At 52.9% G+C, this 24,001-nt stretch carries 23 protein-coding genes; 4 read left to right on the top strand and 19 right to left on the bottom strand.

What is annotated here, in order from left to right; all coding sequences use genetic code 11:
- Position 1: 1 nt before the first annotated feature.
- The 4 genes from prfA to JRC49_15455 all read right to left on the bottom strand — a co-directional run bounded on the left by prfA (position 2) and on the right by JRC49_15455 (position 3,863).
- Entirely contained in the window at positions 2-1,066 is a 1,065-nt protein-coding gene (gene prfA / locus JRC49_15440) for a peptide chain release factor 1 (GenBank protein QTE71152.1), read from the bottom strand.
- 10 nt (positions 1,067-1,076) lie between these two features.
- On the bottom strand, positions 1,077-1,913 hold the full coding sequence (prmC, locus tag JRC49_15445) for a peptide chain release factor N(5)-glutamine methyltransferase (protein QTE71153.1): 837 nt from the start codon (positions 1,911-1,913) through the stop codon (positions 1,077-1,079).
- Between the two features lie 3 nt (positions 1,914-1,916).
- Positions 1,917-3,008, bottom strand: a complete 1,092-nt coding sequence (locus tag JRC49_15450) for a DUF1385 domain-containing protein (GenBank protein ID QTE71154.1) — start codon at positions 3,006-3,008, stop codon at positions 1,917-1,919.
- An 84-nt stretch (positions 3,009-3,092) separates the two neighbouring features.
- Positions 3,093-3,863 (bottom strand): helix-turn-helix domain containing protein, encoded by a 771-nt coding sequence (locus tag JRC49_15455; GenBank protein QTE71155.1) that lies wholly within the window; start codon positions 3,861-3,863, stop codon positions 3,093-3,095.
- Between the two features lie 137 nt (positions 3,864-4,000).
- Between JRC49_15455 and rpmE the strand changes: the two genes are divergently transcribed.
- The gene (rpmE, locus tag JRC49_15460; protein ID QTE71156.1) at positions 4,001-4,201 is read left to right on the top strand and encodes a 50S ribosomal protein L31; all 201 of its coding nucleotides are present in this window, start codon (positions 4,001-4,003) and stop codon (positions 4,199-4,201) included.
- A 104-nt stretch (positions 4,202-4,305) separates the two neighbouring features.
- On the opposite strand, the gene putP is transcribed toward rpmE, so the two are convergent.
- A complete protein-coding gene (gene putP / locus JRC49_15465) occupies positions 4,306-5,802 on the bottom strand; it encodes a sodium/proline symporter PutP (GenBank protein QTE71157.1) in 1,497 nt (498 codons plus the stop codon).
- Positions 5,803-6,108: 306 nt separating this feature from the next.
- On the opposite strand from putP, the gene JRC49_15470 reads away from it, so the two are divergent.
- A complete protein-coding gene (locus JRC49_15470) occupies positions 6,109-7,074 on the top strand; it encodes a hypothetical protein (protein QTE71158.1) in 966 nt (321 codons plus the stop codon).
- Positions 7,075-7,125: 51 nt separating this feature from the next.
- On the opposite strand, the gene JRC49_15475 is transcribed toward JRC49_15470, so the two are convergent.
- The 14 genes from JRC49_15475 to ispE form a co-directional block, all read right to left on the bottom strand.
- Positions 7,126-8,739: a putative manganese-dependent inorganic diphosphatase gene (locus tag JRC49_15475; protein ID QTE71159.1), complete on the bottom strand. Its 1,614-nt coding sequence runs from the start codon at positions 8,737-8,739 to the stop codon at positions 7,126-7,128.
- Positions 8,740-8,752: 13 nt separating this feature from the next.
- Entirely contained in the window at positions 8,753-10,516 is a 1,764-nt protein-coding gene (rho, locus tag JRC49_15480; GenBank protein QTE71160.1) for a transcription termination factor Rho, read from the bottom strand.
- Positions 10,513-11,481 (bottom strand): hypothetical protein, encoded by a 969-nt coding sequence (locus JRC49_15485; protein QTE71161.1) that lies wholly within the window; start codon positions 11,479-11,481, stop codon positions 10,513-10,515. Before JRC49_15485 ends, rho begins: the two co-directional genes overlap by 4 nt.
- 470 nt (positions 11,482-11,951) lie before the next feature.
- A complete protein-coding gene (locus JRC49_15490) occupies positions 11,952-12,125 on the bottom strand; it encodes a 30S ribosomal protein S21 (GenBank protein QTE71162.1) in 174 nt (57 codons plus the stop codon).
- A gap of 115 nt (positions 12,126-12,240) precedes the next feature.
- Positions 12,241-12,582, bottom strand: a complete 342-nt coding sequence (locus tag JRC49_15495) for a histidine triad nucleotide-binding protein (GenBank protein ID QTE71163.1) — start codon at positions 12,580-12,582, stop codon at positions 12,241-12,243.
- A 33-nt stretch (positions 12,583-12,615) separates the two neighbouring features.
- A complete protein-coding gene (gene mtaB, locus JRC49_15500) occupies positions 12,616-13,914 on the bottom strand; it encodes a tRNA (N(6)-L-threonylcarbamoyladenosine(37)-C(2))-methylthiotransferase MtaB (GenBank protein ID QTE71164.1) in 1,299 nt (432 codons plus the stop codon).
- Between the two features lie 2 nt (positions 13,915-13,916).
- Positions 13,917-14,651, bottom strand: a complete 735-nt coding sequence (locus JRC49_15505; protein QTE71165.1) for a 16S rRNA (uracil(1498)-N(3))-methyltransferase — start codon at positions 14,649-14,651, stop codon at positions 13,917-13,919.
- Positions 14,651-15,592, bottom strand: a complete 942-nt coding sequence (gene prmA / locus JRC49_15510) for a 50S ribosomal protein L11 methyltransferase (GenBank protein QTE71166.1) — start codon at positions 15,590-15,592, stop codon at positions 14,651-14,653. The genes JRC49_15505 and prmA overlap by 1 nt, the downstream gene beginning before the upstream one ends.
- Before the next feature lie 13 nt (positions 15,593-15,605).
- Positions 15,606-17,168 (bottom strand): ABC transporter substrate-binding protein, encoded by a 1,563-nt coding sequence (locus JRC49_15515; protein QTE71167.1) that lies wholly within the window; start codon positions 17,166-17,168, stop codon positions 15,606-15,608.
- Positions 17,116-18,528: a dephospho-CoA kinase gene (locus JRC49_15520; GenBank protein ID QTE71168.1), complete on the bottom strand. Its 1,413-nt coding sequence runs from the start codon at positions 18,526-18,528 to the stop codon at positions 17,116-17,118. The genes JRC49_15515 and JRC49_15520 overlap by 53 nt, the downstream gene beginning before the upstream one ends.
- Before the next feature lie 76 nt (positions 18,529-18,604).
- Positions 18,605-19,768 (bottom strand): toxic anion resistance protein, encoded by a 1,164-nt coding sequence (locus JRC49_15525; protein QTE71169.1) that lies wholly within the window; start codon positions 19,766-19,768, stop codon positions 18,605-18,607.
- Positions 19,769-19,807: 39 nt separating this feature from the next.
- Positions 19,808-20,683 carry a 5-bromo-4-chloroindolyl phosphate hydrolysis family protein gene (locus JRC49_15530; protein ID QTE71170.1) on the bottom strand — a complete coding sequence of 292 codons (876 nt, stop codon included), beginning with the start codon at positions 20,681-20,683 and terminating at the stop codon, positions 19,808-19,810.
- An 88-nt stretch (positions 20,684-20,771) separates the two neighbouring features.
- Positions 20,772-21,506 carry a tRNA 2-thiocytidine biosynthesis protein TtcA gene (locus JRC49_15535; protein QTE71171.1) on the bottom strand — a complete coding sequence of 245 codons (735 nt, stop codon included), beginning with the start codon at positions 21,504-21,506 and terminating at the stop codon, positions 20,772-20,774.
- A 9-nt stretch (positions 21,507-21,515) separates the two neighbouring features.
- Entirely contained in the window at positions 21,516-22,385 is an 870-nt protein-coding gene (ispE, locus tag JRC49_15540) for a 4-(cytidine 5'-diphospho)-2-C-methyl-D-erythritol kinase (protein ID QTE71172.1), read from the bottom strand.
- A gap of 145 nt (positions 22,386-22,530) precedes the next feature.
- On the opposite strand from ispE, the gene JRC49_15545 reads away from it, so the two are divergent.
- Both JRC49_15545 and JRC49_15550 read left to right on the top strand, forming a co-directional pair.
- The gene (locus JRC49_15545) at positions 22,531-22,980 is read left to right on the top strand and encodes a DUF1934 domain-containing protein (GenBank protein ID QTE71173.1); all 450 of its coding nucleotides are present in this window, start codon (positions 22,531-22,533) and stop codon (positions 22,978-22,980) included.
- 24 nt (positions 22,981-23,004) lie between these two features.
- Entirely contained in the window at positions 23,005-24,000 is a 996-nt protein-coding gene (locus JRC49_15550) for an NAD(P)-dependent glycerol-3-phosphate dehydrogenase (GenBank protein ID QTE71174.1), read from the top strand.
- Position 24,001: the final 1 nt, after the last annotated feature.

A 24,001-nucleotide genomic window follows, 5' to 3' on the forward strand; every position in this document is an offset into this window, starting at 1 on the left:
ATCACTTCCGGTTCAGGAGATTCATTTTTTCTGTTTTTTCCGCCAGGCGAAGCGCATCAATAAAAGGTGCCAGATCGCCGTTCATGACATTGGCCGTACGGTTAACCGTCAGATTCAGGCGGTGGTCGACAACATAATCATGATTAAAGTAGTAAGTGCGGATACGGTCACTGCGTTCACCCCATCCGATCTGGTTCCTGCGGTCTTCCGCATGAGCCGCAGCCTGTTCCTCTTTAAGCCTGTCATACAGGCGAGAACGGAGTACACGAAGCGCTTTGGCTTTGTTTTCCAGCTGGCTGCGTTCATCCTGGCAGGTGACAACCAGACCGGTTGGCAGGTGCGTCATACGGACGGCACTGTCGGTGGTATTGACTCCCTGTCCGCCGTGGCCGGAAGCATGGAAGACGTCAATCCGAAGATCCGCGGGATCGAGGGTTAACTCCACTTCCTGTGCTTCCGGGAAAACGGCAACCGTAACAGTGGAAGTATGAATCCTGCCGCTGCTTTCAGTGACAGGAACGCGTTTGACACAGTGTACACCGCTTTCGAATTTCAGGCGGCCGAAGGCTTCCGGACCGGAAAACATCAGCAAGGCTTCATTGACACCGCCCAGATCCGTATCGCTGACAGAAAGCAGAGAAGCCTGCAGCTGGTTCCGGTCGGCATAACGCAGATACATCCGCATCAGGTCGCCGGCAAAAAGGGCGGCTTCTTCTCCACCTACGCCGGCACGTATTTCCATGATCACATTCCGGTCATCCAAAGGATCCGGAGGAACAAGCAGAAGCTTGAGATCAGCAATAAGTTTTTCACGCTGCATATCCAGGTCAGCGAGCTCCTTTTCCGCCTCAGAAACAAAAAGCGGATCGGAAAGAAGTTCCCGGTTGTCCTGAATCTGCTGTTCCACACGACGGAAAGCTTCGTATTTGTCCACAACGGGTTCCAGGGAAGAGCGTTCCTTCAGACAGGCCTGATAGCGCGGGAAATCCTGTATGACTTCCGGCTGGGCAATCGCTTCGGACAGCTCACGATAGCGGTCTGAAAGGCTCTCCAGTTTCGTAAACATGAATCCTCCGTCAGGGTTTTCTTGCAAGAATCATCCTGCGGATTCCGGACAGATCCTCCCGGATTTCCACAGAGACAAAAGAATGATCAAGAAGCAGTTTTTCGACTTCAGCATCTTCGCCTTCACCGAGTTCCATCATCAGGGCTCCGCCGGATACCAGGGACCTGTATGCGTCCGGAATGATCCTGCGGTATACCGAAAGACCGTCCGGACCGCCGTCCAGTGCCAGACGAGGCTCCTGAAGGACTTCTTCCTGCAGGGTATTGCAGACTTCAGAAGGAATATAGGGCGGATTGCTGATAATCAGGTCAAAACCGGAAGCGGAAAAGCCATCCAGAAGATCATTCCGGCAGAATGCCACGTCCACACCGAGCTGTTCAGCATTCTCAGCGGCAAGAGCAAGGGCTTCCGGGGAAAGATCCGAGCAGGTGACAAAAGCATCCGGTTTTTCAGCCTTAAGGGTAATGCCGATACATCCGCTGCCGCAGCACAGATCCAGGACACGGGAAAGCGGATGATCCCGGAGAATTTCCAGCGCCCAGTCACACAGCAGTTCAGTTTCCGGACGGGGAATCAACACTCGGGAATCCACGCGGAAAAGACGGCCGTAAAAAGGCGCTTCCCCAAGAATATACTGAAGGGGAATCCGGGAGATTCGCTGCTCAACCAGAAGCTGATAGGCTTCAGATACCCTGTAATCGAGGACAGTATCTTCATCCAGGCGCAGGGAAAGCGGTGAAAAACCCGTAAGGTGAGAGAGCAGCAAAGCGGCGTCATTCACCGGGTCGGGCACACCAGCTGCGCTGAACTGCTCTGCTGTGCGGCGGATCAAATCTCGGCACGTCATACATTACACCTCGGCATCATCGGATGTTTCGGTTTCGTTCTCAGGCTCGCTTTCTTCAGGTTCGGGCGGGATGTATCCGGGTTCAGATTCGAGATAACTGGAAAAGATCCCCCAGCCTTCAGGCGTTTTCTTAACATGTTCCGGGAAGCCGTTCAGGACGACGTTTACGGAAACAATGGCGCATTCCAGCATGGACTCATCCGGCTCACGGGTGGTGAGACGCTGCATCTGCAGGCCGGGCCACCGCAGGATACATGCGGCTTTGCTGCTTGAATGGGCAAGGCCCATCAGGACCTCATAGCTGACTCCGGCAACAATGGGAAGCATGGCCAGGTGGAAGAGGAAACGAATAAAGAAATTACTGATAGGGACAAGCACATTCAGCACCAGGAAAAGCAGGATGCTGATGGCAAAGACGATCAGCAGGAATGCGGTACCGCAGCGGGGATGTAGACGGGAAAAGGTCTGCGCATTCGCAGGTGTCAGGGAAAGACCGGATTCATGGCAGTGGACGGACTTATGTTCCGCTCCGTGATACTGGAAGGTTCTCCTGACTTCCGGCACAAAGCTGCAGAAGATCATATAGCCGATCAGGATGAGAATTTTAACGAAGCCGCCGATGAGCGTGTAGCCGACGGTAGGCATTCCGGTACTGCGGAGCAGGCTTTCCACACCGGCAGGCAGAGCAATGAAGAGAGCGATGGAAAGAATGACTGCCAGAATGATGGCAAAGGCCATGACGATTTTGTCGACGCCCTTGCCAAGCTTACGGGCGAGCCACTTTTCGAACTTTGTAGGCTCCTCATCCAGCATACCGAGCATTTTGGTGGAGTCTTCCAGGGTGTTCATACCGTAATAAAGCATGGTACCCATATTAATGATGCCGCGGATGAAGGGTTTGCCCATCCAGGGATGCTTATCCTTCAGCGGAACGAAAGGCGTCAGCTTGGTAACCATAGAGCCGTCAGGACGGCGGACAGTCACGGCAGTGGCCGTAGGAGAACGCATCATCACGCCTTCCATAACAGCCTGTCCGCCAACATCGAATTTCTTTTCCTGTTCTGTATTCATAGTAAGAAACAAGAGTCCTTTCATAAAAAATCAACGTTGTATGTGTTCGACGCAAAGCCTTTTATTTCCTTTGCTTCACGCAATTTTCACATCGGCGACATCCCGTCTTCAGGAAAGAAAACCCATATACTCATTGAAGACATTAAAGAGCATATCGCCTGACGCGGCAGGAAGCACCATGTCCGTGTTTCCGATGGGTTCGAACTCAAAGAGATCGGAGGCTGATGTCAGCACCAGCGCGGGAACAGCCTCATAGGAAGGGCCGAAAATCAGCTCCAGGTACGGGATGTATTTCGCGGCCTGGAGGACTTCATCCGGATCAGGTTTATTCTTCATTTTGAATTCCAGGCTGAATACATAACCGGGAGTAATCACAAGCACATCCGCATAGATACGGATCATGCGCGCACGATTCAGCCGCAGTTCAAAGACAATTTCCCAGTCCAGGTAAGAGGAATCCATCATGCCTGACAAGTCATGAAAAAGGGAATGCATGACGCTGCGGCAGTCCAGGAAGGAATGAATCAACCCACGCTGATCATTGAGATTGCGGCCGATTCTCACACAGCCTTCCTGCAGGGAGGCAAGCCATTCATCCTCAGGCGTATCAAGGAATTCCCTGACTGTGCCATACCAGCCGGAAAATTCATATAATCCTTCATGAACCGGAGCCTGGCGGATCAGGGCATGCCAGCGAAAGGAAGCATCCTGGAAACAGAGCTCATGCATGAGGGGAGAAGAAAAGAGGAGGTGATTGACCTGCTTCCGCTCCATGGAAAGGCCGGAAGCAATTTCCCTGGCCAACAGGCCGTCATTAACGGAGATCATGGAATATACGGCTTTTTCCTCCGGAGAAAAAGAGGGAAGTCTGAAAGCCATTCACATATCACCTCCTGTAAAAGACAGAGGAATTATAGCATAATCTCACAAAAAAAGCTTGCAAACGAAACACGATTATGTTAATATACTTTTTGCGGTTTAACCGCCATTGCATACGCGAAAGAGGTGAAACAGCAATGAAGGAAAATATTCATCCCCAGTATGGTAAGTGCGTGGTTCGCTGCGTATGCGGTGAAACTTTTGAAACCGGATCTACCAAGAAAGAGATGAAGGTGGATATTTGTTCCAAGTGCCATCCTTTCTACACCGGCAAGCAGAAGCTGGTAGACACGGGCGGACGTGTTGACCGCTTCAAGAAGCGCTTCAATATTGAATGAGTTTCCTGGGAGCACGCTGAAACAGCGTGCTCTTTTCCTTTGTCTCCAGACAAAAAACCGGTCCGGCATGACTGCCGGACCGGTACTGTATAAAACCAGATGTTTTACTCGATGGCATCGGAGGTCGCATAATCATAGAGATCGAGGACTTCCTTTTTGGGTTCCTTATCGAGCAGGGCGACAACCACCGCGACGATGAAACCGACGATGAAGCCGGGGATGATTTCATAGAGGGTAAAGATGCCGTTGTATCCGGCAGTGGCGGCGGACAGGCGGGTGTTGATCACGAGCCAGGTAATGTCCACAACAGCGCCGGCGGCGATACCGGCAACAGCGCCCTTAAAGGTGAAGCGCTTCCAGAAGAGACTCAGCAGGATGGCCGGGCCGAAGGCAGCGCCGAAGATACCCCAGGCATTCTCCACCAGATCCATGATGCTCTTGCTTCCGGGATCAGAGGCGATGATAACCGCAACAACCGCGATGATCAGCACGACGATCCGGCCGGCCCAGAACATTTCCTTATCGGAGGTCTTGTTCTTACGGATAACGGGCTTGTACACGTCAGACGCAAAGGCGGAAGAGGCGCACAGCAGCTGGGAATCCGCGGTGGACATGGAAGCGGCCAGGATTGCGGAGAGCAGGATGCCGGAAATAATCGCGGGGAAAATAGAGCGTACCATCTGGATGAACACGGTGGAGGAATCTCCGACTTCTCCCAGGAACAGATGACCGATGCAGCCGGCAGCCACAGAGAAGATGATGATCAGCACATTCCAGGAGATACCGATCTTCGCGCTCTTGCGCAGGTCCTTGTCGCTGCGGACAGACATGAAGCGAATGATGATATGGGGCATACCGAAGTATCCGAGACCCCAGCCGAGGCCGGAAGCAATGGTCTTCCAGTCAGGGAAGAGGTTCCAGTAATCAGGATTGGCAGCGCTCAGGCTTTCCATGGTCATCTGGCCCTGGCCGCCGCTGATAAGACCCAGTGCAAAGATGGGTGCAATCAGCAGGGCGCCGAGCATCAGCAGACCCTGGAAGAAGTCTGTCCAGCAGACAGCGCTGAAACCGCCCATGAAGGTGTAGCCGATGATGATCGCTGCGGCGATATACATGGCCAGTGTGGCATCAATACCGATGACGGTGTTGAACAGGGTGCCGCAGGCCTTGACGCTGGAAGCGGCATAGATGGTATAGGCAATCAGGAAGATCACGGCACAGAGGATCTGCAGAATCTTGCTGGAGGATTTGAACCGGTTGGTCAGGTACTGGGGAAGAGTGATGGAGTCATTTGCCGCGATGGAAAAACGACGGAGACGGGGAGCCTGGAAAATCCAGCTGAGTGCATAACCGATGGCCAGGCCGATCGCGATCCAGGCCTTGCCGATACCGGCGGCATAAATGGAGGCGGGAAGACCCATCAGCACCCAGGCGCTCATATCGGAGGCACCGGCGGAAAGAGCGGAAACCCAGGGACCCATTTTACGGCCGCCAAGGAAGTATTCCTTTTCACCGCTGCCACGGCCCTTCACGAAGAAGTAGACGCCGATCCCGAGCATGAAGCAGAGATAGACAATGAAGACAACCAGTTCCGTATTCATAACAACACCACTTTCCTGCGACAATCTGACGGCCGCATACTGTATACTGGATATTATTATACCCATAACATAAGGGATATACAGTATTTTTCATGTTCTTGCTTGTGGATTGAGGGGATTAGGAGTAAAATAATACAGTAATTATTCCATATCCCCCTGTACAGCCGGCAAATCCTATATATATCCGGGTAAAGCAATAGCGATTTATCGATAACTTTGTCCGATTATAATCAGGATCCGCAGGGCATCCGGAGGATTCAAAAAAGCTTTTGTTCAATAAATTTATGATTATAAGGAGGAACAGCAATGAAGAAATCCCTTTCCTTCATTCTGCTATTCCTGATCCTTTGTTTATGCTGCTGTACAGGTACAGCCGAGCGGAAAACAGTGGTAAAGGACAAGTATTATCTGGGCGCCATGCGCGTTGTGAAGTGCAAGGACTATGTTTCCCTGCGGGAAGCTCCGTACAAGACAGCCACCGTACTTGCCAAAGTACCGCTTGATTCCATTGTGCTGTACTGCAACAACAACGTGGCAAAATATGCTCCGAGCAATTACAAAAAACAGGCAAAGCTGTTCATCCGCTGTGAATATGACGGGATGGAAGGTTATATCCTGAAGCAATACCTCAAACCGGCTCCTGAAGCTGAGCCCGCTGAAACGAAGGCTTTCAACAGCATCATGAGCCGTGAGGAAATCATCGGCAACGGATCCATCGCCCTGGACTGGAAAGAATTCAATGTTGCCGTACTGGCGGCCTACGAGGTTATGCCCGAAGGCAAAGACAGCTGGGAATACCTCAGGGTCGGATGCTTTATCGATGACCAGCCGATCTGGGGCTATACTGAAGGTGTAAAACAGACCGGCCAGTTCCGGAATCTCCGCGCTTTTATGGGCGGAACGGAAGACGAGCCGCAGGTTTACGTCTATGACGCACAATATGGGCTGATTATGCTGGACCTGATGGACGGCATTGAGATGTGGACACTGATGGAAAACGTATGCTCCTTCGGAGACGCAGCGATTCATACAGTGGATACGGATTCGGGAAACATGTATATTGCAGGGACTGACGGTCCGGCACCTATCGCAGTCAACTGCGACGGATATGTGCTGTGGCAGTCTGAAATCGAAGATCCGGACATCTACGGTCCCTATGAGATCCTGCTGAATCCCTATGACATCCAGGTGAACTATGAGAGCGGGAAGACCGTCAAACTGGATTACAATACCGGCGCGGTGATTGACGTCACAGACCTGGAAGCATATTGAACAAATAATAAGAAGGAGGTCGAATGACCTCCTTCTTTCTTATGCTCATTTTTATCCCCACAGCTGAGACAGGGCCGGAACAATCTGTTTCTTCCTGGAAAGAACCTGCGGGAGGAAAACATGATTTCCCTTCAGGTCATCCACGGAGAAGGCACTTCGGATCACCTCCGCGTCTCCGGCGTAAAGAAGCTCCGTACCTTCCTTCAGGACGTTGGTAATCATCAGAAGAGACAGATCATACTGTTTATCCTTACGGATCTTTTCCAGCGAACGAACAAAATCCTCTGTCTTCGCAAGGAAAGGATCCGACTCTACAGTCGTAATCTGGGAAATGGTCAGAGAGTGCACGCCCAGATGGAAATCCTTCATATCGTAACGGACAAGCTCCTCCGCCGGCATATCAGGTGATACACCACGGGAGAACATCGCCTTGCCAAGCTCCTCGCAGTCAATGCCCGCATGACGGGCCAGACGCTCCGCGAGGACTTTGTCATGGGGCGTACAGGTAGGACTCTTGAACATAACGGTGTCCGAAATAATAGCGGAAGCCATCAGCCCCGCCATCTTCTGCGATGGCATGAGCCCATGCTCCTGGTACATGGTCGCGATGATGGAGGTTGTGGAACCTACGGGCTCATTCCGCATAAAGACAGGATTGCCGGTCTGCACATCCGCCAGCCGGTGGTGATCGATGATGCCGACGATTTCCGCCTGATCCAGGCCGGATACAGCCTGGCTGACTTCATTATGGTCCACGAGGACAATCTTTTTCCGGCGGGGCCTGATCAAATGATAGCGGGACAGGGTACCAATGACCTTGTCCTCATCATCCAGGACCGGATAAGTACGGAAACGGCTCTGAATGACAATCTCGCGGACGTCATCCAGGTAATCATTCAGGTGGAAGAAATGGAGATTGGTGGAGCAGGCAATCCGGCCCACCGGAATGGCCTGGAATATGAGCCGGGAAGCCCGGTAAGCATCAAAGGGACAGACAATCAGACAGGTGGAAGAGGACAAGCCGCGATACTGCTCTCCCAGGGACGTGCCGCAGAAAATAAGGCAGGAAGCTTTTTTCTCAATGGCAAGATCCGCCATATCCTTCTGGTCACCGCAGAGGACAACGGATCCGGGTCCGATGCGGGAAGAAAAACCGGGCAGGGCTACGATCACCTCTCCGGAAATCTCATCAAAGGTATCTTCCGCAGCGTTGATGATATGGCCTTCCAAAGCACTGAGGAGATTGAACACAGGTATGGAAGAAACAAAAGGATTGTTGACGGAATCCATATCGTTTTCCGCCATGCCGCCCGCGGTGATCAGGCCGAAGAGACGCCCGTCCTCCTCAATGATGGGAAGGGCGGAAACACTGTTATCTTCCTTGTGCAGCACTTTCCAGGCATGAGAAACAGGAACCCCCGCACCAACCATGGGCGGGGTGTCATAATCAATATCGGCGACCTGCGTACGAACCGTGCGCAGGTAAATGGGCGGCTGGAAGCCGAATCTTTCGAGAAGAAAGGAGGTTTCCGTATTCAGGTGGCCGCAGCGGGCAGGAATATACTGCTCTCCTCCGAGGGCGTTCTGAAGCGCGGCGTAAGCCATGGCGGATACGATGGAATCCGTATCCGGGTTTTTATGGCCGACAACATATACAGAGTCCATAGGACACCTCCGGTCAGCGGTTCATCAGGGCAAACCAGTCTTTCATCTTCAGCAGGAGCGCTTCATTGGTATCGGTTTTATCCATCATGGATTCCAGCTGGGGAATGGCCACAGCGGAAGAGGTGCTGCCAAGCAGCGTCCTGATCAGGGAGAGGCCTTCCTTCTGTTTATTGTCCAGCAGGATATCAGCGTTCTTGGTTAAGCTTTGCTGCAGGTTCAGGGAGGGGGTCACACCGGCCCTTGCCACACTCTGGTCCAGGGTCAGCTCCATATTGGCGGTGCCTTTGAATTCTTCCACCACAGAATCATCCACCTTGGAGCCGGTGGAAATATCCATGGCTGCAAGCACGGTCAGGCTGCCGCCTTCCTTGCAGGAACGGGCTGCGCCGAAAAGACGCTTGGCACGGAAAAGGCTGGAGGGATTCACCATGCCGGGGAGGCTGCGTCCCTGCTGGGCCGCGGCAGTGGTGTAAATCTTTGCCAGGCGGGTGAGGCTGTCCACGATCAGAACAACGTCCTTTTTCTGCTCCACAAGACGCATGGCGCGTTCCAGGACGATTTCAGAGAGACGAAGATGGGCTTCAGGCGTCTGGTCAAAGGTGGAGGCAAGCACGGTACAGGGTACGGTTTCACGTACCATGGTGGCGTCTTCCGGAGTGACGTCAATCAGAAGCATGAGCACCTGGACATCCGGATAATTCTCGCAGACTACCTTCGCAAAATGCTGCATGATTTCAGCTTTGCCGGTCTGGGGCGGGCAAAGCATCAGACCCCTCTGGCCAAAACCGAGGGGGGCAATCAGGTCAATCAGCCGCATATCCGGGAAAGACTTGCCGTCTTTACACTCCAGGGAAATCCGGCGGCTTGGATAGACAGGGGTCAGTTCGTCAAAGGCAGGACGATTGAAGGCTTCTTCTTCAGGAACGTCATTGACGCTGGATATATAAAGCAGGGCGGCGTACTTATCACCTTCACGCTGGGGCCTGATTTTACCTTTGATCATATCGCCGGTACGGAGACCGAAACGGCGGATCTGAGCCATGGACACATAGATATCCTTGGTGGAGGGCTGGAAAGTGGTATTGCGCAGGAAGCCGTATCCGTCGGGATGCAGTTCCAGGATGCCGCCGCCTTCTTCATAATCTCCGGACGCGAGCAGCTCCTCCAGCGAAGGGGCCTGAATACCGGTATCCTGCGCCTGGAAAGGAGGCATAAAAGGTTCAGACGTGCGGGCAGGGGTATGAGGCACAGCATTGGGGCCAAAGGAACGGGGTCCGAAGCCTGTTTCAGATCCGATGCTGATTCGCTTTTCCGGAAGCGGGGACACGACGGGAGGATGGGGCTGCTCAGCCGGTTCAGCAGGCTGGGACGCAGGCGCCGCAGGCTGAACAGACGCAGCGGGCCCGAAGCGGGGAGTGAAGCTGCCGGGACGCATAGGCTGTACATGCTGCTGATCATGGGGAAGGTGCTGTCCGGAAGGAGAGGTGCTCTGCCATGCGGGGCGGGCAGCGGAACCGGGGGCCTGATAGGCAGGGCGCGCGTTATAGCGAGGCGTGTCTGTATTGTGCCAGGCGGCCTGGTATTTCGGTTCGGCTTCGACAGGAGCGGACGCTTCGGCCGGCTGCGCAGGGGCCTGTTCCGATTCGTCTGAAAGGACGGGCAGCAGTTTTTCAATAATGCCTGCCTTATCGATGCCGGCACCGAGCACGACAGAATTTTCACGAGCCAGTTTCCGAAGCTGCAGGACTGTCATCCCATTGAGTTCGCTGAGAGTCATATAACAGATTCCTCCTCTGAATTGAAAGAAAAGATCAGATCACGTACAACGGCCTGCTCAACATCATGCTTCAGGCCTGAAAAAATATCATTAACGGGAAGTTTAAACCCGGCGCGGGTAAGCGCTTCCCTGACATCCGCTGAAGGAAGGGTTAAGGTATTGAAGCTCAGGGCGATGACACCGCCGGGAGCAAGGACGCTTTTCCATACGGGAAGCACCCGGGAAAGGAAATGCTGCAGGGAATCGGGACGGCTTCCGGCATGGGGAGCGTGCTGCACGCCGTAAGGAAGATCGGCGGCGATGATATGGGCTTTTCCTTTCCGGAAAAGAATAGGCGATTCCTTGGTATCCCCGCATGCAAAACGGAGGAAACGGGTGTCTCCGGAACGGAAGTGCTCCTTCGTGTCGGCATAGATAAACTCAGTAAGGGGCAGGGAATGACGGGGCGCCGTTTCAGACCGGTCATGCTGCTCATGTTTAAGCTTATGAAGCTTGAGATAACGTGAGAAATAATCAGACGCCTCGAGGATATCTTTTTTATCCAGGTCCAGGCCAACAGCGTTCATCCCGGCCTCAGCGGCGCAGAAGCATCCTGTACCTTTTCCGCAGACAGGATCAAAGAAGGTGAGGGGTGTTTCACTGTGCCGGAAGGCGGAAAGCGAAGCCGCCGTATTGATCATCATGCGGGTAAAGGAGGCACTGGTCTTCCCTTTATACTTGAGTACCTCGGGAAGATCCTCCGGCAGATACCCGGATTCCGGAACGGGAAGGGGACGAAGTAACCCGTTTGTTTTTTCTGCCATGAAGACAAAGGAACTGTGACCGGAAAGAAAAGCAATTTCTGATTCACTCAGTTCACGGCACTCAATTGTCAGAAAACGTGAGCCGCCCATGGACTCCTCCCTGATCTCGGCGGAGATCCCCAGGCGGAAAAGCATGGCAAAAAGTTCACAACGGGATAACACAACAAGACTGTCACGATAGCGTATATTTGCATGTTTGATCAGCTCAAACGAATAGACCAATTACATCCTCTTTTCTTCAGATACTGTCATCAGTATATCAGAAAAGGTCTTGCGTGACAAGGCATAGAGGGACATTTCCTTACGGAAATGAATAAAACAGTTTCCTAAGGAAACTGTTTTTATTAAAAACTTTGCGATCGCCGTATTCCATTTCTGCATCGTCATAGACTCGCAGAAATGGACGGCTGTAGCATGGCAGTTGTATTCCGCAATCTTAATGGTCGTAACTCCACACAGTGGAGCTTACTCCCTTTCGATTGACCTCAGATCCGATGAAATTTCCGCCACTGGCGGTCATCGTATCTTCGCCCAAATCAGAGATTTGGACAACTGCTCAATAACTGAAAACTTAAGAATTAAAAATGGCGGAAAAAAAGCCCTTCCTGTGAAGGAAGGGCGTTTTGCCAAAATCACCACTTGCGCTTACGGGCGGCTTCAGCCTTTTTCTTGCGCTTAACGCTGGGCTTTTCGTAATGCTCGCGCTTACGCACTTCCTGGAGAACGCCGCTGCGGGCGCACTGCCGCTTAAACCGTTTGAGCGCACTTTCCAGGGACTCATTTTCGCGGATACGAACCTCGGACACTGTTATCCCTCCCCTCGCTCAATACAATGGCCTGCGGATCATACAAACCGAAAACCGTGTTTTATTATACAGCCATTACCCGGTGTAGTCAACTTTTTTTCCGGAAAACGTTTTGTCAGGCCATTTTGTCTTCCATCTGACGACCGCCGAGAATATGGAAATGAAGGTGATGCACAGACTGGCAGGCATCGGGGCCGCAGTTGGAAACAACGCGATAGCCGCCGGTCAGATTCTCCCGGGCGGCAATCACACGGATGGCGCGGAGACATTCGGCCAGCTCCCGGTCGGAAGCCGCATCCGCCTCATCCAGGGAAGCGATATGCTTTTTCGGGATGACCAGCACATGGACGGGGGCCTGAGGATTGATATCCCGGAAAGCATAGACAAATTCGTTTTCATACACTTTCTGAGAAGGGATCTCACCATTCATAATTTTGCAGAAGAGACAGTTTTCCATCTTTGATCATCATCCTTTTCTTTCAGAATCAATTTATCCTATCAGTTTTCCCAGCATGCCGCCGGCATTTTCACCGAGGAGACGAATCCGGACAGGCACACCGGACTGACAGACATCTTCCTGATCCAGGCGAACCCTGATATACTCGGGCGTATATCCCTCCCAGCAGCCGTTCACCATTTCCTCCGGAACAAGATCGGTTTCCAGGCCGGTCCAGGTGCGGAGATACTCCCGGGCTACCTGACGTCCTAGGGCGATCAGTTCACGGGCACGGCGATCCTTTTCAGCAGAAGTAAGCTGACCGGGAAGCTCCGCAGCAGGCGTCTGCGGACGGGGAGAATAAGGAAAGACATGAATACGGGCAAATCCGACTTTCCTGATCATATCCTTTGTTTCTTCAAACTCGGATTCCGTTTCTCCCGGAAAACCGGTCAGGATATCTGTTGTAAAGGCGGCATGCGGAAATTCACGCCGCAGGTTTTCAACGCCTCGCAGATACTGGGCGGTATTGTAGCGGCGCCGCATCCTGGCCAGAACCGTATCGCTGCCGGACTGAAGCGCCAGATGGAACTGAGGACAGATTTTATCCGCCTGACGCAGCCTGGAAGCAAATTCAGGGGTGGCGACAGTAGGTTCCAGGGAACCAAGCCTGATCCGCTGGATTCCTTCTGTCTGCTGAACTGCTTCAATGGCATCCAGCAGGGAAAGGGAAGGATCCATATCTTTTCCGTAGGAACAGAGATGGATTCCGGTCAGTACGATCTCGCGGAAGCCGGCCGCGGACAGGCGGGCAACTTCAGCACGAATATCTTCCAGCGGCCTGGAGCGAATCGGACCGCGGACAGCAGGAATAATACAATAGGAGCAGCGGTTTCCGCAGCCTTCCTGTATTTTCAGGACGGCGCGGGTATGCTCGTTCTGGGTGGTTATGGACAGGCACTCAAAGGGCTGGCCGGACTGCAGGGGTTCGACGGCGCAGATGGGATGGCCGGTCCGCCGGGATTCATGATACAGACTGACCACATCGCCCCGGCGCTGTGTGCCGATGACAAGATCCGCACCAAGGGACAACAGGTCCTCTCCACGCTGCTGCGCCATGCATCCGCAGACAATCAGGCCGGCGGAAGGCTGCTCCCTGCGGATTTTACGGATCAGCTGCAGGGATTTCTTGTCTCCGGTTCCGGTAACGGTGCAGGTATTGACAAGGTAGACATCCGCAGGCTGATCCATGGGAACAATCTCATAGCCATCCGCCTGGAAGAGTTCCAGCATGGCCTGGGTATCATACTGATTGACTTTACAGCCAAGGGTATGGGAAGCGATGGTTTTCATGATTATTCCATTTCTCCGTATAAACACATGATGGCAGATACAGCGGCCAGTCCGGCAGTTTCCGTACGAAGAATCCGCTTTCCGAGGGTCACAGGGATAAATCCGGAAGCCTGAAGCAGCTCAATTTCTTCCGCATCGATTCCGCCTTCCGGGCCGATCATAATTCCAACGGAAGACAGGGCAGGATGAGATTTACTGAAAGAAAGCGGGCCGTTACCCTCCGCATTTTCCCAGGGAACAATGTTGATCTCCGGACGGGCAGGATCAATCAATACCTGTTTCAGGGTGAGAATATCCGAAACCTCGGGAATGAGGCAGCGCCCGCTTTGCTTTCCGGCTTCACGGACAATTTTCCTCCAGCGTTCCAGCTTACGGGCAGAATCCTTGGGATCCGGCCTGGAAACACAGCGATCCATCAGTACCGGGACGATGCGGGAGACGCCAAGCTCCACTGCTTTCTGCATGATCAGATCCATTTTATCGGATTTGGGCAATCCCTGGTAGAGCGTGACAGAAAGAGATGGTTCCGTGGAGGGAAGCGCGGAGAGCAGCTTCAGGCGTACATTCTTCGGTGAAACGGAGACCATTTCCGCACACCAGCGGCTGCCGTTCATAATGATTTCCGCCTGCTGCCCGGACTTCATGCGAAGAACCGTACAGGCATGACGGGCATCCTCTTCCGGCAGGGAAACGACATTATCCATGCAGTTTTCCGGATCGGCATAGAACCTGTGCATCAGGCATTCCTCCTGCTCAGGAAAGCAGTCCATTCACCGCGGGTATATTTCTGCAGGATTTCATAGCCGGCATCCAGGAGCGCTTGCGCTACTTCATCCCCGCGCATCGAAACAATACCGCTGCAGATGAACAGACCGCCGGGACGGATGTGGCTCATGAGCGGCGCGGCGAAGGAGATAATGACATCGGAGATAATATTGGCCACACAGATATCGCAGACAGCGTCCACTTTCTCCAGCAGGTTGCCCTGCTGGACTGTGACGATCTCATTGACGTGATTATTTACCACATTTTCAGCGGCAACTTTGACAGCATCCGGATCGATATCGACCGCCAGTACATGACCGGCGCCAAGCAGGGCCGCACCGATGGCCAGGATACCGCTGCCGGTACCCACATCTATGATTTCCTCGCCGCCATGGATATTCTCCTCAAGAATGGAAAGGCACATGCCGGTGGTTTCGTGGGTGCCGCTGCCGAAAGCCATGCCTGGATCGATCTCAATGACCTTGTCATCAGGCTTCGGATCAAAGGGTTCCCAGGTGGGCTTTACGACCAGGTGCCGGCCGGCATAGAAGGGTTTGAAGTATTTCTTCCATACGTCTGCCCAGGATTTATCATTGACAGACCGGGTTTCAACGCGCAGGGAACCGGCGTCAGACACCGTATCATGCAGCGTGGACAGGCGTCCGGTGATGTTTTCAATCAGGGACGGAAGGGAAGGATTCTCCTCAAACCAGGCATGAACCAGCACATCCTCCGGCATGCTGTCCAGCAGTTTCGGATCGATGATTTCCCATACGCCATGAGGTTTGGAGGGATCCGGAATATCCGCCTTGTCCTCAATCATGGTACCGGAGGCTCCGGCTTCCATCAGGACGTCGGAAACAGCATCAGAACCGGCAGTAGTCGTATGCACAATCAGCTCAGCGTAATCCATAAATACTCCTTTATCAATTGTCCTTGGGTTCGTAGCTTTCGATGCCGCGCAGGAGTTCATATTCCCGGACATCGCGGCAGGATGTGTACATGGCGCGGGAGAGAACATTGCCCATTCTGTAATACATGCAGATAAAGGGACAGTCTTCCGCAAAGAGGGACTGGATTTCCATCAGCCGTTGGCGGAATCCCTGGTAGGAATATTCTTTCCGGAGCTGTTCGCAAAGCTCCGTCATCCGGCTGCTCTTATAACGGCAGTAATTGCCGGCGTTACCACGCATCAGGATGAAACCGGGATCCGGACAGACATCCATGGCAAAGGAGCCAAGCACCAGGTCAAAGGAACCGGCCTTCAGCTTCTCTTTCGCGTTGGCCAGGGTCATGGCTTCCACCTTGGTGCTGATTCCCACCTGGGCCAGCATATCCGCAATCATGTTGGCGGCTTCCACCCGCACGTCGTTATCCGGCTCTTCATAGACATAAAAACGGAGATGCAGGTTGGTCACCTTTCCTTCGGCATCCGTGCGGTCCAGGATTCCGTTTTCATCAGAATCCTCCCAGCCGGCCGCAGCAAGGAGCCTCCTGGCTTCATCCAGATTCAAAGAGAAAGTGGGATCAAGGTTTTCATTGTACATCCAGGTGCCGGGATAAAAGGGGAAATTGGTGGATTTTGCCAAGCCAGAATAGATGTTATCGATGATTTTCTGCTTGTCCACCACATACCGGATGGCTTTGCGCACCTCAGGAGTCAGCTCGGATACGGTATTGTTCATAAACAGAACGTCCAGCTGATTGGTCCTGTAACTCATGGTGACAGAATGCATGGTCGTTTTATACTGCGTGCTGGCGATGGACCGGGTGAAAACCGCCTGTGTACGGCTGTATTCATAGTTTTCGATCACAGAACGCGGCGTATCGGTAAAGGAAAAAATGATCTGCTCCACCCAGGGTTCCTTCGCCTTCCACCAGTTCTTGTTCGTTTCCAGCATGAGGCTGACGCCTGGATTAAAACTGGTGATCACATAGGGACCGCTGCCGATAGGAGCATCATAAGCAACCTGGGCCGCGGGAACGACGGGAAAAGTCATCTCATAAAGAATGCCGAAATAGGGCCGCTTAGTCTTGACGATCACGATTTTATCGTCCTTGGCGGAAATGGATTTCACAAAATAGGCAAGGTTGTAGTAAAAACCATGATCCGCAATGTTTTCATCATTGGCCTTATCCAGGATATACTGGGCGGAAGCAACCACGTCGTATGCGGTGATGGGTGTGCCGTCGGAAAAACGGATATCATCCCGAAGGGTGAAGGTCCAGGTTTTGCCGTTGTTGCTTTCCTCCCAGCTTTCAGCCAGGGAGCCCTGGGGCATATAGACATCATCAATGAGAATCAGACTCTCATAGACGGCATTGTAAACAGAAAGCATATCCCGTTCCACAGCTTCAAAGGGACGGATGGCAAGGGTTTTGGTGCTCTGGATACCGATCGAAAAATGCTTCTCGATACCATCAGCCGATACGGGATTAATCGGCAGCAGCGTTATCAGCAGAAGGACTGACAGAAGCACCCTGATCAAAGTATTTCGCCTGATAAATTCCATAATCTCTTGTTACTCTCCCTGCATACTGTTTTGTAGGACCCTCCGGCAGGTTGCTCCGGATCAGCGTCTTCCGGTCATTGCTGTAAAGCGGATTGGACAGCCAGGAGGAAACCTCTCCCTGGCCCGCGTGATAAGCACAGACAACGCACCAGGGGTCACTGTTGAAGAGGCTGCTGAGGTAACTCAGGTACCAGCAGCCAAAGCGGATATTGTACTCCGGTTCTTTCATCATTTCAAAAGAGTAATTATCCACTTTCAGCTTATGGGCGATCCATTCAGCCGTATCCGGCATGAGCTGCATGAGGCCGCGGGCTCCGACTGAGGATTCAACTGTGGGCCGGAAAGAACTCTCGTTCCGGATGACAGCAGCAACCAGCGCCGGGGCGAGATGAAACTCGGCAGCGTTTTTCCGGATTGCCTCCGTATAATATAACGGATAATTATCATCAATTGCTTGCTGTTCCGACTCATGTTTTTTCTGACGACCGGAAAGATATCCGCCCATCAGCATCTGGGCAGTGAAAGCGGAAAGAAGAACAAACAGAGCGCAGATCAGCGCAATTTTGGTCCAGCGGGGCATGGGCCATTCGGCCTTCCGGTCAGACGGCTTCCTGCGTGAGGATTCCGGACGTTCGATCATGTCCATATCCGGAGGCAGGGAGGGTGCTTCTCTATACCGCTGCTGCTGCGGGAGTGATGGAGAGGATTCCGGCTGCCGCCTGCGCCTGGCAGCGGATTCGGAACGACGCTGCTCTACCTGGAGCTGTTCATTTACCTGCCTGAGTGTATTTTCGACCGAACCGGAATTATCAATCACAACGGAGGAAAGATCCGCCTTCTGATCGGATGACATGACAGCGCGCATCCGGCTGAGGGCTTCCTCGCGGGTAAATCTGTCACGGGCAATGAGCCGTTCCAGCTGCGTCTCTTCCGGAAGCCAGACACACCAGACGGCGTCGCAGTACCGGTCATATCCCTTTTCAAAAAGAAGGGGCATATCCAGGAAACAAAGGCTTGCACCGGAAGCGCGGGCCTGACTGATCCTTTCCATGGTCAGGTTCTGAAGATACGGAGCCATCAGCTGATCCAGCCGGGCCCTGGCAGTGGGATCAGAAAAGACGAGCTGCCCCATCAAACGACGGTTCAGGGAACCGTCGGGAGCAATATACTGATCCCCGAAAACAGAACCGATTTCGGCCATGGCAGCACCACCGGCACCTGTAAGCTCACGGGCGAGAACATCCCCGTCGATAACAGGATAGCCCCGGCGGAACAATTCACGGCTGACAGTGGATTTTCCGCAGGCTATACTTCCGGTGATTCCGATCAGACGCATTCGATTCGTTTTCCTTTCCTGGATTTAAAACAGGCACGGCCATGCAATCACATGCCGTGCCGTTGGGGAAGAAATATCAGATCCTGGTGGAGAGAAGCTTTTTCTTGAGTTCAGCTTCCATGGAGTAGAGGGTCTTCTCCGCTTCAATGCGCTTGGCGTGACCCTGGGCCTGAATATCCATCACATCGTTGATGGTGTCAATAAGATCCTGATTGGTCTGGATCAGCGTCTCAATGTCTATGATGCCGCGCTCAGCTTCCTTTGCGGTCTGGATGGTGCCGATCTTCAGCGCCTGGGCGTTCTGCTTGAGCAGTTCATTGGTCATATCCGTAACGGCGGTCTGGGCTTTCAGGGCCTCCTGGGAATGATGCATACCGAGGGCAAGCACCATCTGGCTCTTCCACAGGGGAAGGGTGTTGGAGAGGGTGGACTGAATCTTTTCAACCAGGAGGCTGTCGTTATTCTGAAGCAGGCGGATCTGGGGCGCCATCTGGATGGCAACCTGACGGGTCAGCTTCAGGTCATAAAGTTTCTTTTCGAAACGGTCGCACTGGGCAGCCAGGTCATTGGCCTTCTGGGCGTCCATGGCATCGCCGCTGGCGGCAGCCTTGTCCATCAGCTCTTTCAGTTCGGTTTCCCGGATCTGGCGGAGCTTCTTGTCACCGGCAATGATATAAAGGGTCAGCTGATGGAAATAATCGCTGTTCTGGTCATAGAGACGGTCAAACATGGCAACGTCCTTGAGCAGCTGAGCCTGATAACCTTCCAGGGAAGAGGCAATGTTCTCAACGTTGACTGAGACTTTGTTGTAGCGGGCCTGCATGCGGACGATCTTGTCCTCCGCCTTGCTGAAGAGACGGGAAAGGCCCTTGGGCTCTTCCGTATCCTTTTTGAAGCCTTTCAGCTCTGCCACAAGATTGACCAGCATATTGCCGACGGCGCCGGTATCCTGGGTTTTGACGGCGTCCAGGGCGGTCTGGGAGAAATCTGCGATGCGCTTCTGGGCATCCGCACCAAAGAGCAGGACGTGATCCGGATTGGTCACATCGACTTTGCTGATGAAATCTTCGATGGCTTTCTTTTCAGCTTCAGTCAGCTGGCTTTCATCAAGGCCGGGAGCCTGTTCTTCCACCGCGGGAGCAGCGGTCTGCTGAATGCTTTCAACAGGGGCTCCGGCCAGTTCGGGTTCGGGAGCAGAAGGAGCCAGGGAAAGCTGAGGCATAGGATTGGTTTCAGACATTTTTACGTTCCTCCTTAATGTGTCAGTGAAGGTAAAGGATTATTCCTGCTGAATACCGGCCTGAATACCGGACGGGATCTCATGATCATCGGAAGCGGAAGGGAAATTCATCACGGGAGCGGATGAATAACGCATCTGCGCTTCGGCGGCGGTACGGGCAGATTCAACGATTTCGTTTTCCATGAAGCCGTCCCGCTTGAGCATCTGCTCGAGTACCTCAATATCGGTGGAAATATCAAGCATGTTCTCCCGATGGAGGTTGTCAATCTGCTTCTGGCAGGCGGTAAGGATCAGGTTCATGCCGTGAACGGTGGTCTCACGGGCTTCTTTCATTTCACCGTAGGAAACGCCGCGCTGCTGCATGGTACGGTAATTGGCCAGCATTTTCAGGGTGGTGGGCAGGTAGTAATTCATAAACTTCCGGACCTGGGGCGCTTTGGAGGGCGTTTCGGATACGGTTCTGAAAATCTGCTCACACTTGACGTAAAGGTTATTCATCTGCTCGGTCAGTTCCTGATCGGGAATGGCAGCGTTTTCTTTTTTAATTGTATTCAGCATATCCTGGCCGGTGGTAATCACCGCGTCAGCGATTTTGTCGCCGGTAAGGGGAATACGGTTCGCGTCTGCCTTTTTCTTCTCCTCGGCTTCGGCGGCGAGCTGACGGCTGCGGATTTCAGCCTGCTGGCGGGCGGCGGCCTCTTCACGGGCCTGGCGCTCCCGGTCACGACGGTTATGGGTGGTGGTATCCAGGCCGCTTCCCATGATACTGGTGATTTTGCCAATACCAAGCCCCAGAAGCACACCGGCAATAATTCCACCGAAGGAAAAGCCGCTGAGGGAGGAAAGAATAAGCAGAGTTATAATAAAACCGGCTCCGCCGGACTTTTTATTGCTGTTGGGGTTCTTCTTGCTCACGTTCATAACTCCTTGCCTAAATATCAGAAGAATTATATCACACCAATTTTATAAATGAAAGAAAAAACGATTAAAATATGCTTAGAAATCATCCGTTGCCGGAAGAGGAATCATCCTTCTGCCAGAGATCATAATGATCCTGCTGGAGGGCATGGAGGAATCGCTCGTTCGCGTCAGGAAATACCTTGCGGAGTTCCCGCATAAGATCCTTCATTTTCTGCCGGTCTGTATTGCCGTCTGCCGGACAGGGAGATTTGACGACAGGCAGGTCCAGCACTTTTGCCATATGTTTTACATGGCTCTCAGGCAGGTAAATCAGGGGACGGATCACGGTGATGCCGGTCCTGCTCATACGGGTTTTCGGGTGGAAGGTTTTAAACCGCCCTTCATTAAAAAGAGACATGAGCAGGGTTTCAATGGCGTCCTCCCGATGATGTCCCAGGGCAAGCTTATTGATATTGTATTCCACACAGGTGTTGGCAAGGACCGCGCGGCGCATTTTGGCGCAGAGCGCACAGGGATTCTTTTCCTGCCGATAATCAAAAATGATTTTGCCTATTTCAGTTTCCTGCACAATATATTCAATGCCAAGCTGATCACAAAGGGCACGGATTCGGGAAAGGTCGAAAGGTTCCAGCCCCAGGGTAACGGTAATGGCATAAAGCGAAAAATCCTTGTGGGAGAACTGACGGTAGAGGCTGAGTGCATGCAGAAGCAGGAGGGAATCCTTTCCGCCGGAAATACCGACAGCCACACGATCACCGGATTCAATAAGATTAAAATCATGATCCGCCTTGCGAATACAGCCAAGTGTTTTCTTCATGAATAAATCCTACTCCTCCATAATCCGTACGCTGTCATGCTGGGTATGACAGAGAAAAACAGTTTTATAGCGTGCGGCAATCCGCTTATATGCTTTCTCCGCGACAGCGGGAGAACGGAACACTCCGAAAACGGCGCTTCCGCTGCCGGTCATCCGGGCTGCCTGAGCACCTTCTGAGATCAGCACGTTGCAGGCTTCTCCAATCTCGGGACGAAGCTTTTCCGATACAGGCTGAAGCACATTGCCGATAGAAGAACAAAGGAGATTCAGATCGCCAGTTTCCAGCGCCTGCAGCGCCTTGTCCGTATCAGGACGATCAGCAGGGGCAGATTCGTGCCAGAGGCTGAATACCTGAGCGGTACTGAGCCCGGGACAGGGCTGGATGACAATCAGCCAGTAGCTGTAACAGCAATCATGATCTTCCATATCCTCGCCGATGCCGCGGGTGCGGGTAAGGCCGCCGCGGATCATGAAAGGAACATCCGCGCCAATGGTAAGTCCGATCCGTTCCAGATCCGTGCCGGAGAGGCCAGTGTTCCAGAGACGATTGAGACCGGTCAGCACAGCGGCTGCATCCGAACTGCCGCCGCCCATACCGGCACCGATCGGGATCCGTTTATCCACATGGATCCGGGCGCCCCGGGGATATCCGGTTTCATTTTTCAGCGCGAGGGCAGCACGATAGGCCAGATTGCTTTCATCCGCGCGGGAACGGGGCCAGCCGCCGGTTGTGATCGAAAGAGACGCGGCTGGAGACAGGGAAATTTCATCCGCCAGGGAAACGGGCTGCATCAGCATATCCATTATATGATATCCGTCTTCACGCTGACCCGTAATATCCAGCGACCAGTTGATTTTGGCATAGGCTTTCAGGATCATAAGCCCCTCCGGAACAAATACAATTCATCCATTCTATTATCAAATACCAATACATATACACAGACATCCGGCGCCTTCTCCTGACTTGCAAACCGAAGGTTTAGGATGTACACTTACTGTATCACCAGAAAGGAGCTGTGACAAGGTGGACAGCCGTAAACCTGTATTTATCAATCTGCTGACAATAGCCAGGTATGATCATATGCCGGATTATCCCATTCAGTTTATGACTGTGGGCAAACTGAACTATACCAATCCGGAGGAAGCCCTGCTGCAGTATGAAGAAACGCAGCAGGATGAAGAAACGGGCGCCATCCTGAAATCCGATATTTCCCTTACGCTGAAGAACGGCCGGATTACCATGGAGCGGAAAGGGGATTTTTCCAATACGATGGTATTTGCCAAAGGACAGCGTTTTGAAGGCGTATACCATACGCCCTACGGCGAAATGGATATGGCTGTGTTCACCAAGGAAGCCGCCTGCCGGTTCGGCAGCTCCGAAGGAAACATCCACCTGAAATACCAGCTGAATATCCAGGGAAATTATACCTCAACCAACGAACTTCACCTTGAATACAGATCAGAACAGGAATAAGCAGTAATAAGAGGGCAGAACAGGATGATTATAACTGTAGCCGGAGCAGGTACCTGGGGTGCCGCGCTTGGAAGAGCACTTTCACAAAAAGGATATGAAATCCGTATCTGGAGCCGCTTTCAGGAAGAAACCGACAAGCTTTCCACAGAAAGAAAACATCCGAACCTTCCGGGAGTCATAATACCGGAAGAAATTGTTTTCACCTCTGATATCGGAGAAGCCGCAGCCGGGGCAGATTATCTCCTGATGGTGGTTCCTTCCGTATATACCCGGGAAACAATTCGTGATTTTGCCCCTTATATTGAGGAAAAAACGGTGCTGATCAGCGCGGCAAAGGGTATTGAAAAAGATACGCTGATGACGCTGACAGAAGTACTGCGGGATGAACTGGAAAAGGCAGGGAAAAAGAACCAGGCAGTTGCTTTAAGCGGACCGACACACGCGGAAGAAGTGGCCAAGGATCTGCCCACCCTGATTGTATGTGCCTGCGAGGACATGGACTGCGCCGCGGGAGTGCAGCAGCTATTTGACGGAACCTGTATCAGACCCTATATCAATCCGGACGAAAAAGGGGTGCAGATCTGCGGCGCACTGAAAAACGTTGAGGCACTGGCTGTCGGTATTGCCAGGGGACTCGGATACGGAGACAACACCTGCGCCGCCATGATCACCCGGGGCATGGAGGAAATCCGCCGCCTGGGCCTGGCTATGGGATGCCGTGAAAAGACCTTCTTCGGCCTTGCAGGCATCGGCGACCTGATTGTAACAGCAACCAGCCAGCATTCCAGGAACAACCGGGCCGGATACCTGATCGGCCAGGGCAAATCCGTGGAAGAAGCAGTACGGGAAATCGGCATGGTGGTGGAGGGAATGAACGCCCTGCCGGCCGCGGTGACCCTGTGCGAAAAATACGGCATGGATATGCCGCTGATCAACGCTGTCAGACTGATTGTGAACGAAAACGCCAGGCCTTCAGACGTGGTAAAGGAACTGATGAACAGAAGCCTGAAAACCGAATAAA

The organism is Clostridiales bacterium FE2011 (genome assembly GCA_017569305.1).
In the GTDB taxonomy this organism is placed as follows: domain Bacteria; phylum Bacillota; class Clostridia; order Christensenellales; family Aristaeellaceae; genus Aristaeella.

Excerpts from the sequence above, each read along its gene's own strand:
- JRC49_15450 (QTE71154.1), bottom strand. The coding sequence starts at position 3,008 with ATGAAAGGACTCTTGTTTCTTACTATGAATACAGAACAGGAAAAGAAA.
- JRC49_15550 (QTE71174.1), top strand. The coding sequence starts at position 23,005 with ATGATTATAACTGTAGCCGGAGCAGGTACCTGGGGTGCCGCGCTTGGA.
- ispE (QTE71172.1), bottom strand. The coding sequence starts at position 22,385 with ATGATCCTGAAAGCCTATGCCAAAATCAACTGGTCGCTGGATATTACG.
- JRC49_15470 (QTE71158.1), top strand. The coding sequence starts at position 6,109 with ATGAAGAAATCCCTTTCCTTCATTCTGCTATTCCTGATCCTTTGTTTA.
- prmA (QTE71166.1), bottom strand. The coding sequence starts at position 15,592 with ATGGATTACGCTGAGCTGATTGTGCATACGACTACTGCCGGTTCTGAT.
- JRC49_15475 (QTE71159.1), bottom strand. The coding sequence starts at position 8,739 with ATGGACTCTGTATATGTTGTCGGCCATAAAAACCCGGATACGGATTCC.
- prmC (QTE71153.1), bottom strand. The coding sequence starts at position 1,913 with ATGACGTGCCGAGATTTGATCCGCCGCACAGCAGAGCAGTTCAGCGCA.
- rho (QTE71160.1), bottom strand. The coding sequence starts at position 10,516 with ATGACTCTCAGCGAACTCAATGGGATGACAGTCCTGCAGCTTCGGAAA.
- JRC49_15495 (QTE71163.1), bottom strand. The coding sequence starts at position 12,582 with ATGGAAAACTGTCTCTTCTGCAAAATTATGAATGGTGAGATCCCTTCT.
- JRC49_15505 (QTE71165.1), bottom strand. The coding sequence starts at position 14,651 with ATGCACAGGTTCTATGCCGATCCGGAAAACTGCATGGATAATGTCGTT.
- JRC49_15535 (QTE71171.1), bottom strand. The coding sequence starts at position 21,506 with ATGAAGAAAACACTTGGCTGTATTCGCAAGGCGGATCATGATTTTAAT.
- JRC49_15525 (QTE71169.1), bottom strand. The coding sequence starts at position 19,768 with ATGTCTGAAACCAATCCTATGCCTCAGCTTTCCCTGGCTCCTTCTGCT.
- JRC49_15455 (QTE71155.1), bottom strand. The coding sequence starts at position 3,863 with ATGGCTTTCAGACTTCCCTCTTTTTCTCCGGAGGAAAAAGCCGTATAT.
- putP (QTE71157.1), bottom strand. The coding sequence starts at position 5,802 with ATGAATACGGAACTGGTTGTCTTCATTGTCTATCTCTGCTTCATGCTC.
- rpmE (QTE71156.1), top strand. The coding sequence starts at position 4,001 with ATGAAGGAAAATATTCATCCCCAGTATGGTAAGTGCGTGGTTCGCTGC.
- prfA (QTE71152.1), bottom strand. The coding sequence starts at position 1,066 with ATGTTTACGAAACTGGAGAGCCTTTCAGACCGCTATCGTGAGCTGTCC.
- mtaB (QTE71164.1), bottom strand. The coding sequence starts at position 13,914 with ATGAAAACCATCGCTTCCCATACCCTTGGCTGTAAAGTCAATCAGTAT.
- JRC49_15520 (QTE71168.1), bottom strand. The coding sequence starts at position 18,528 with ATGCGTCTGATCGGAATCACCGGAAGTATAGCCTGCGGAAAATCCACT.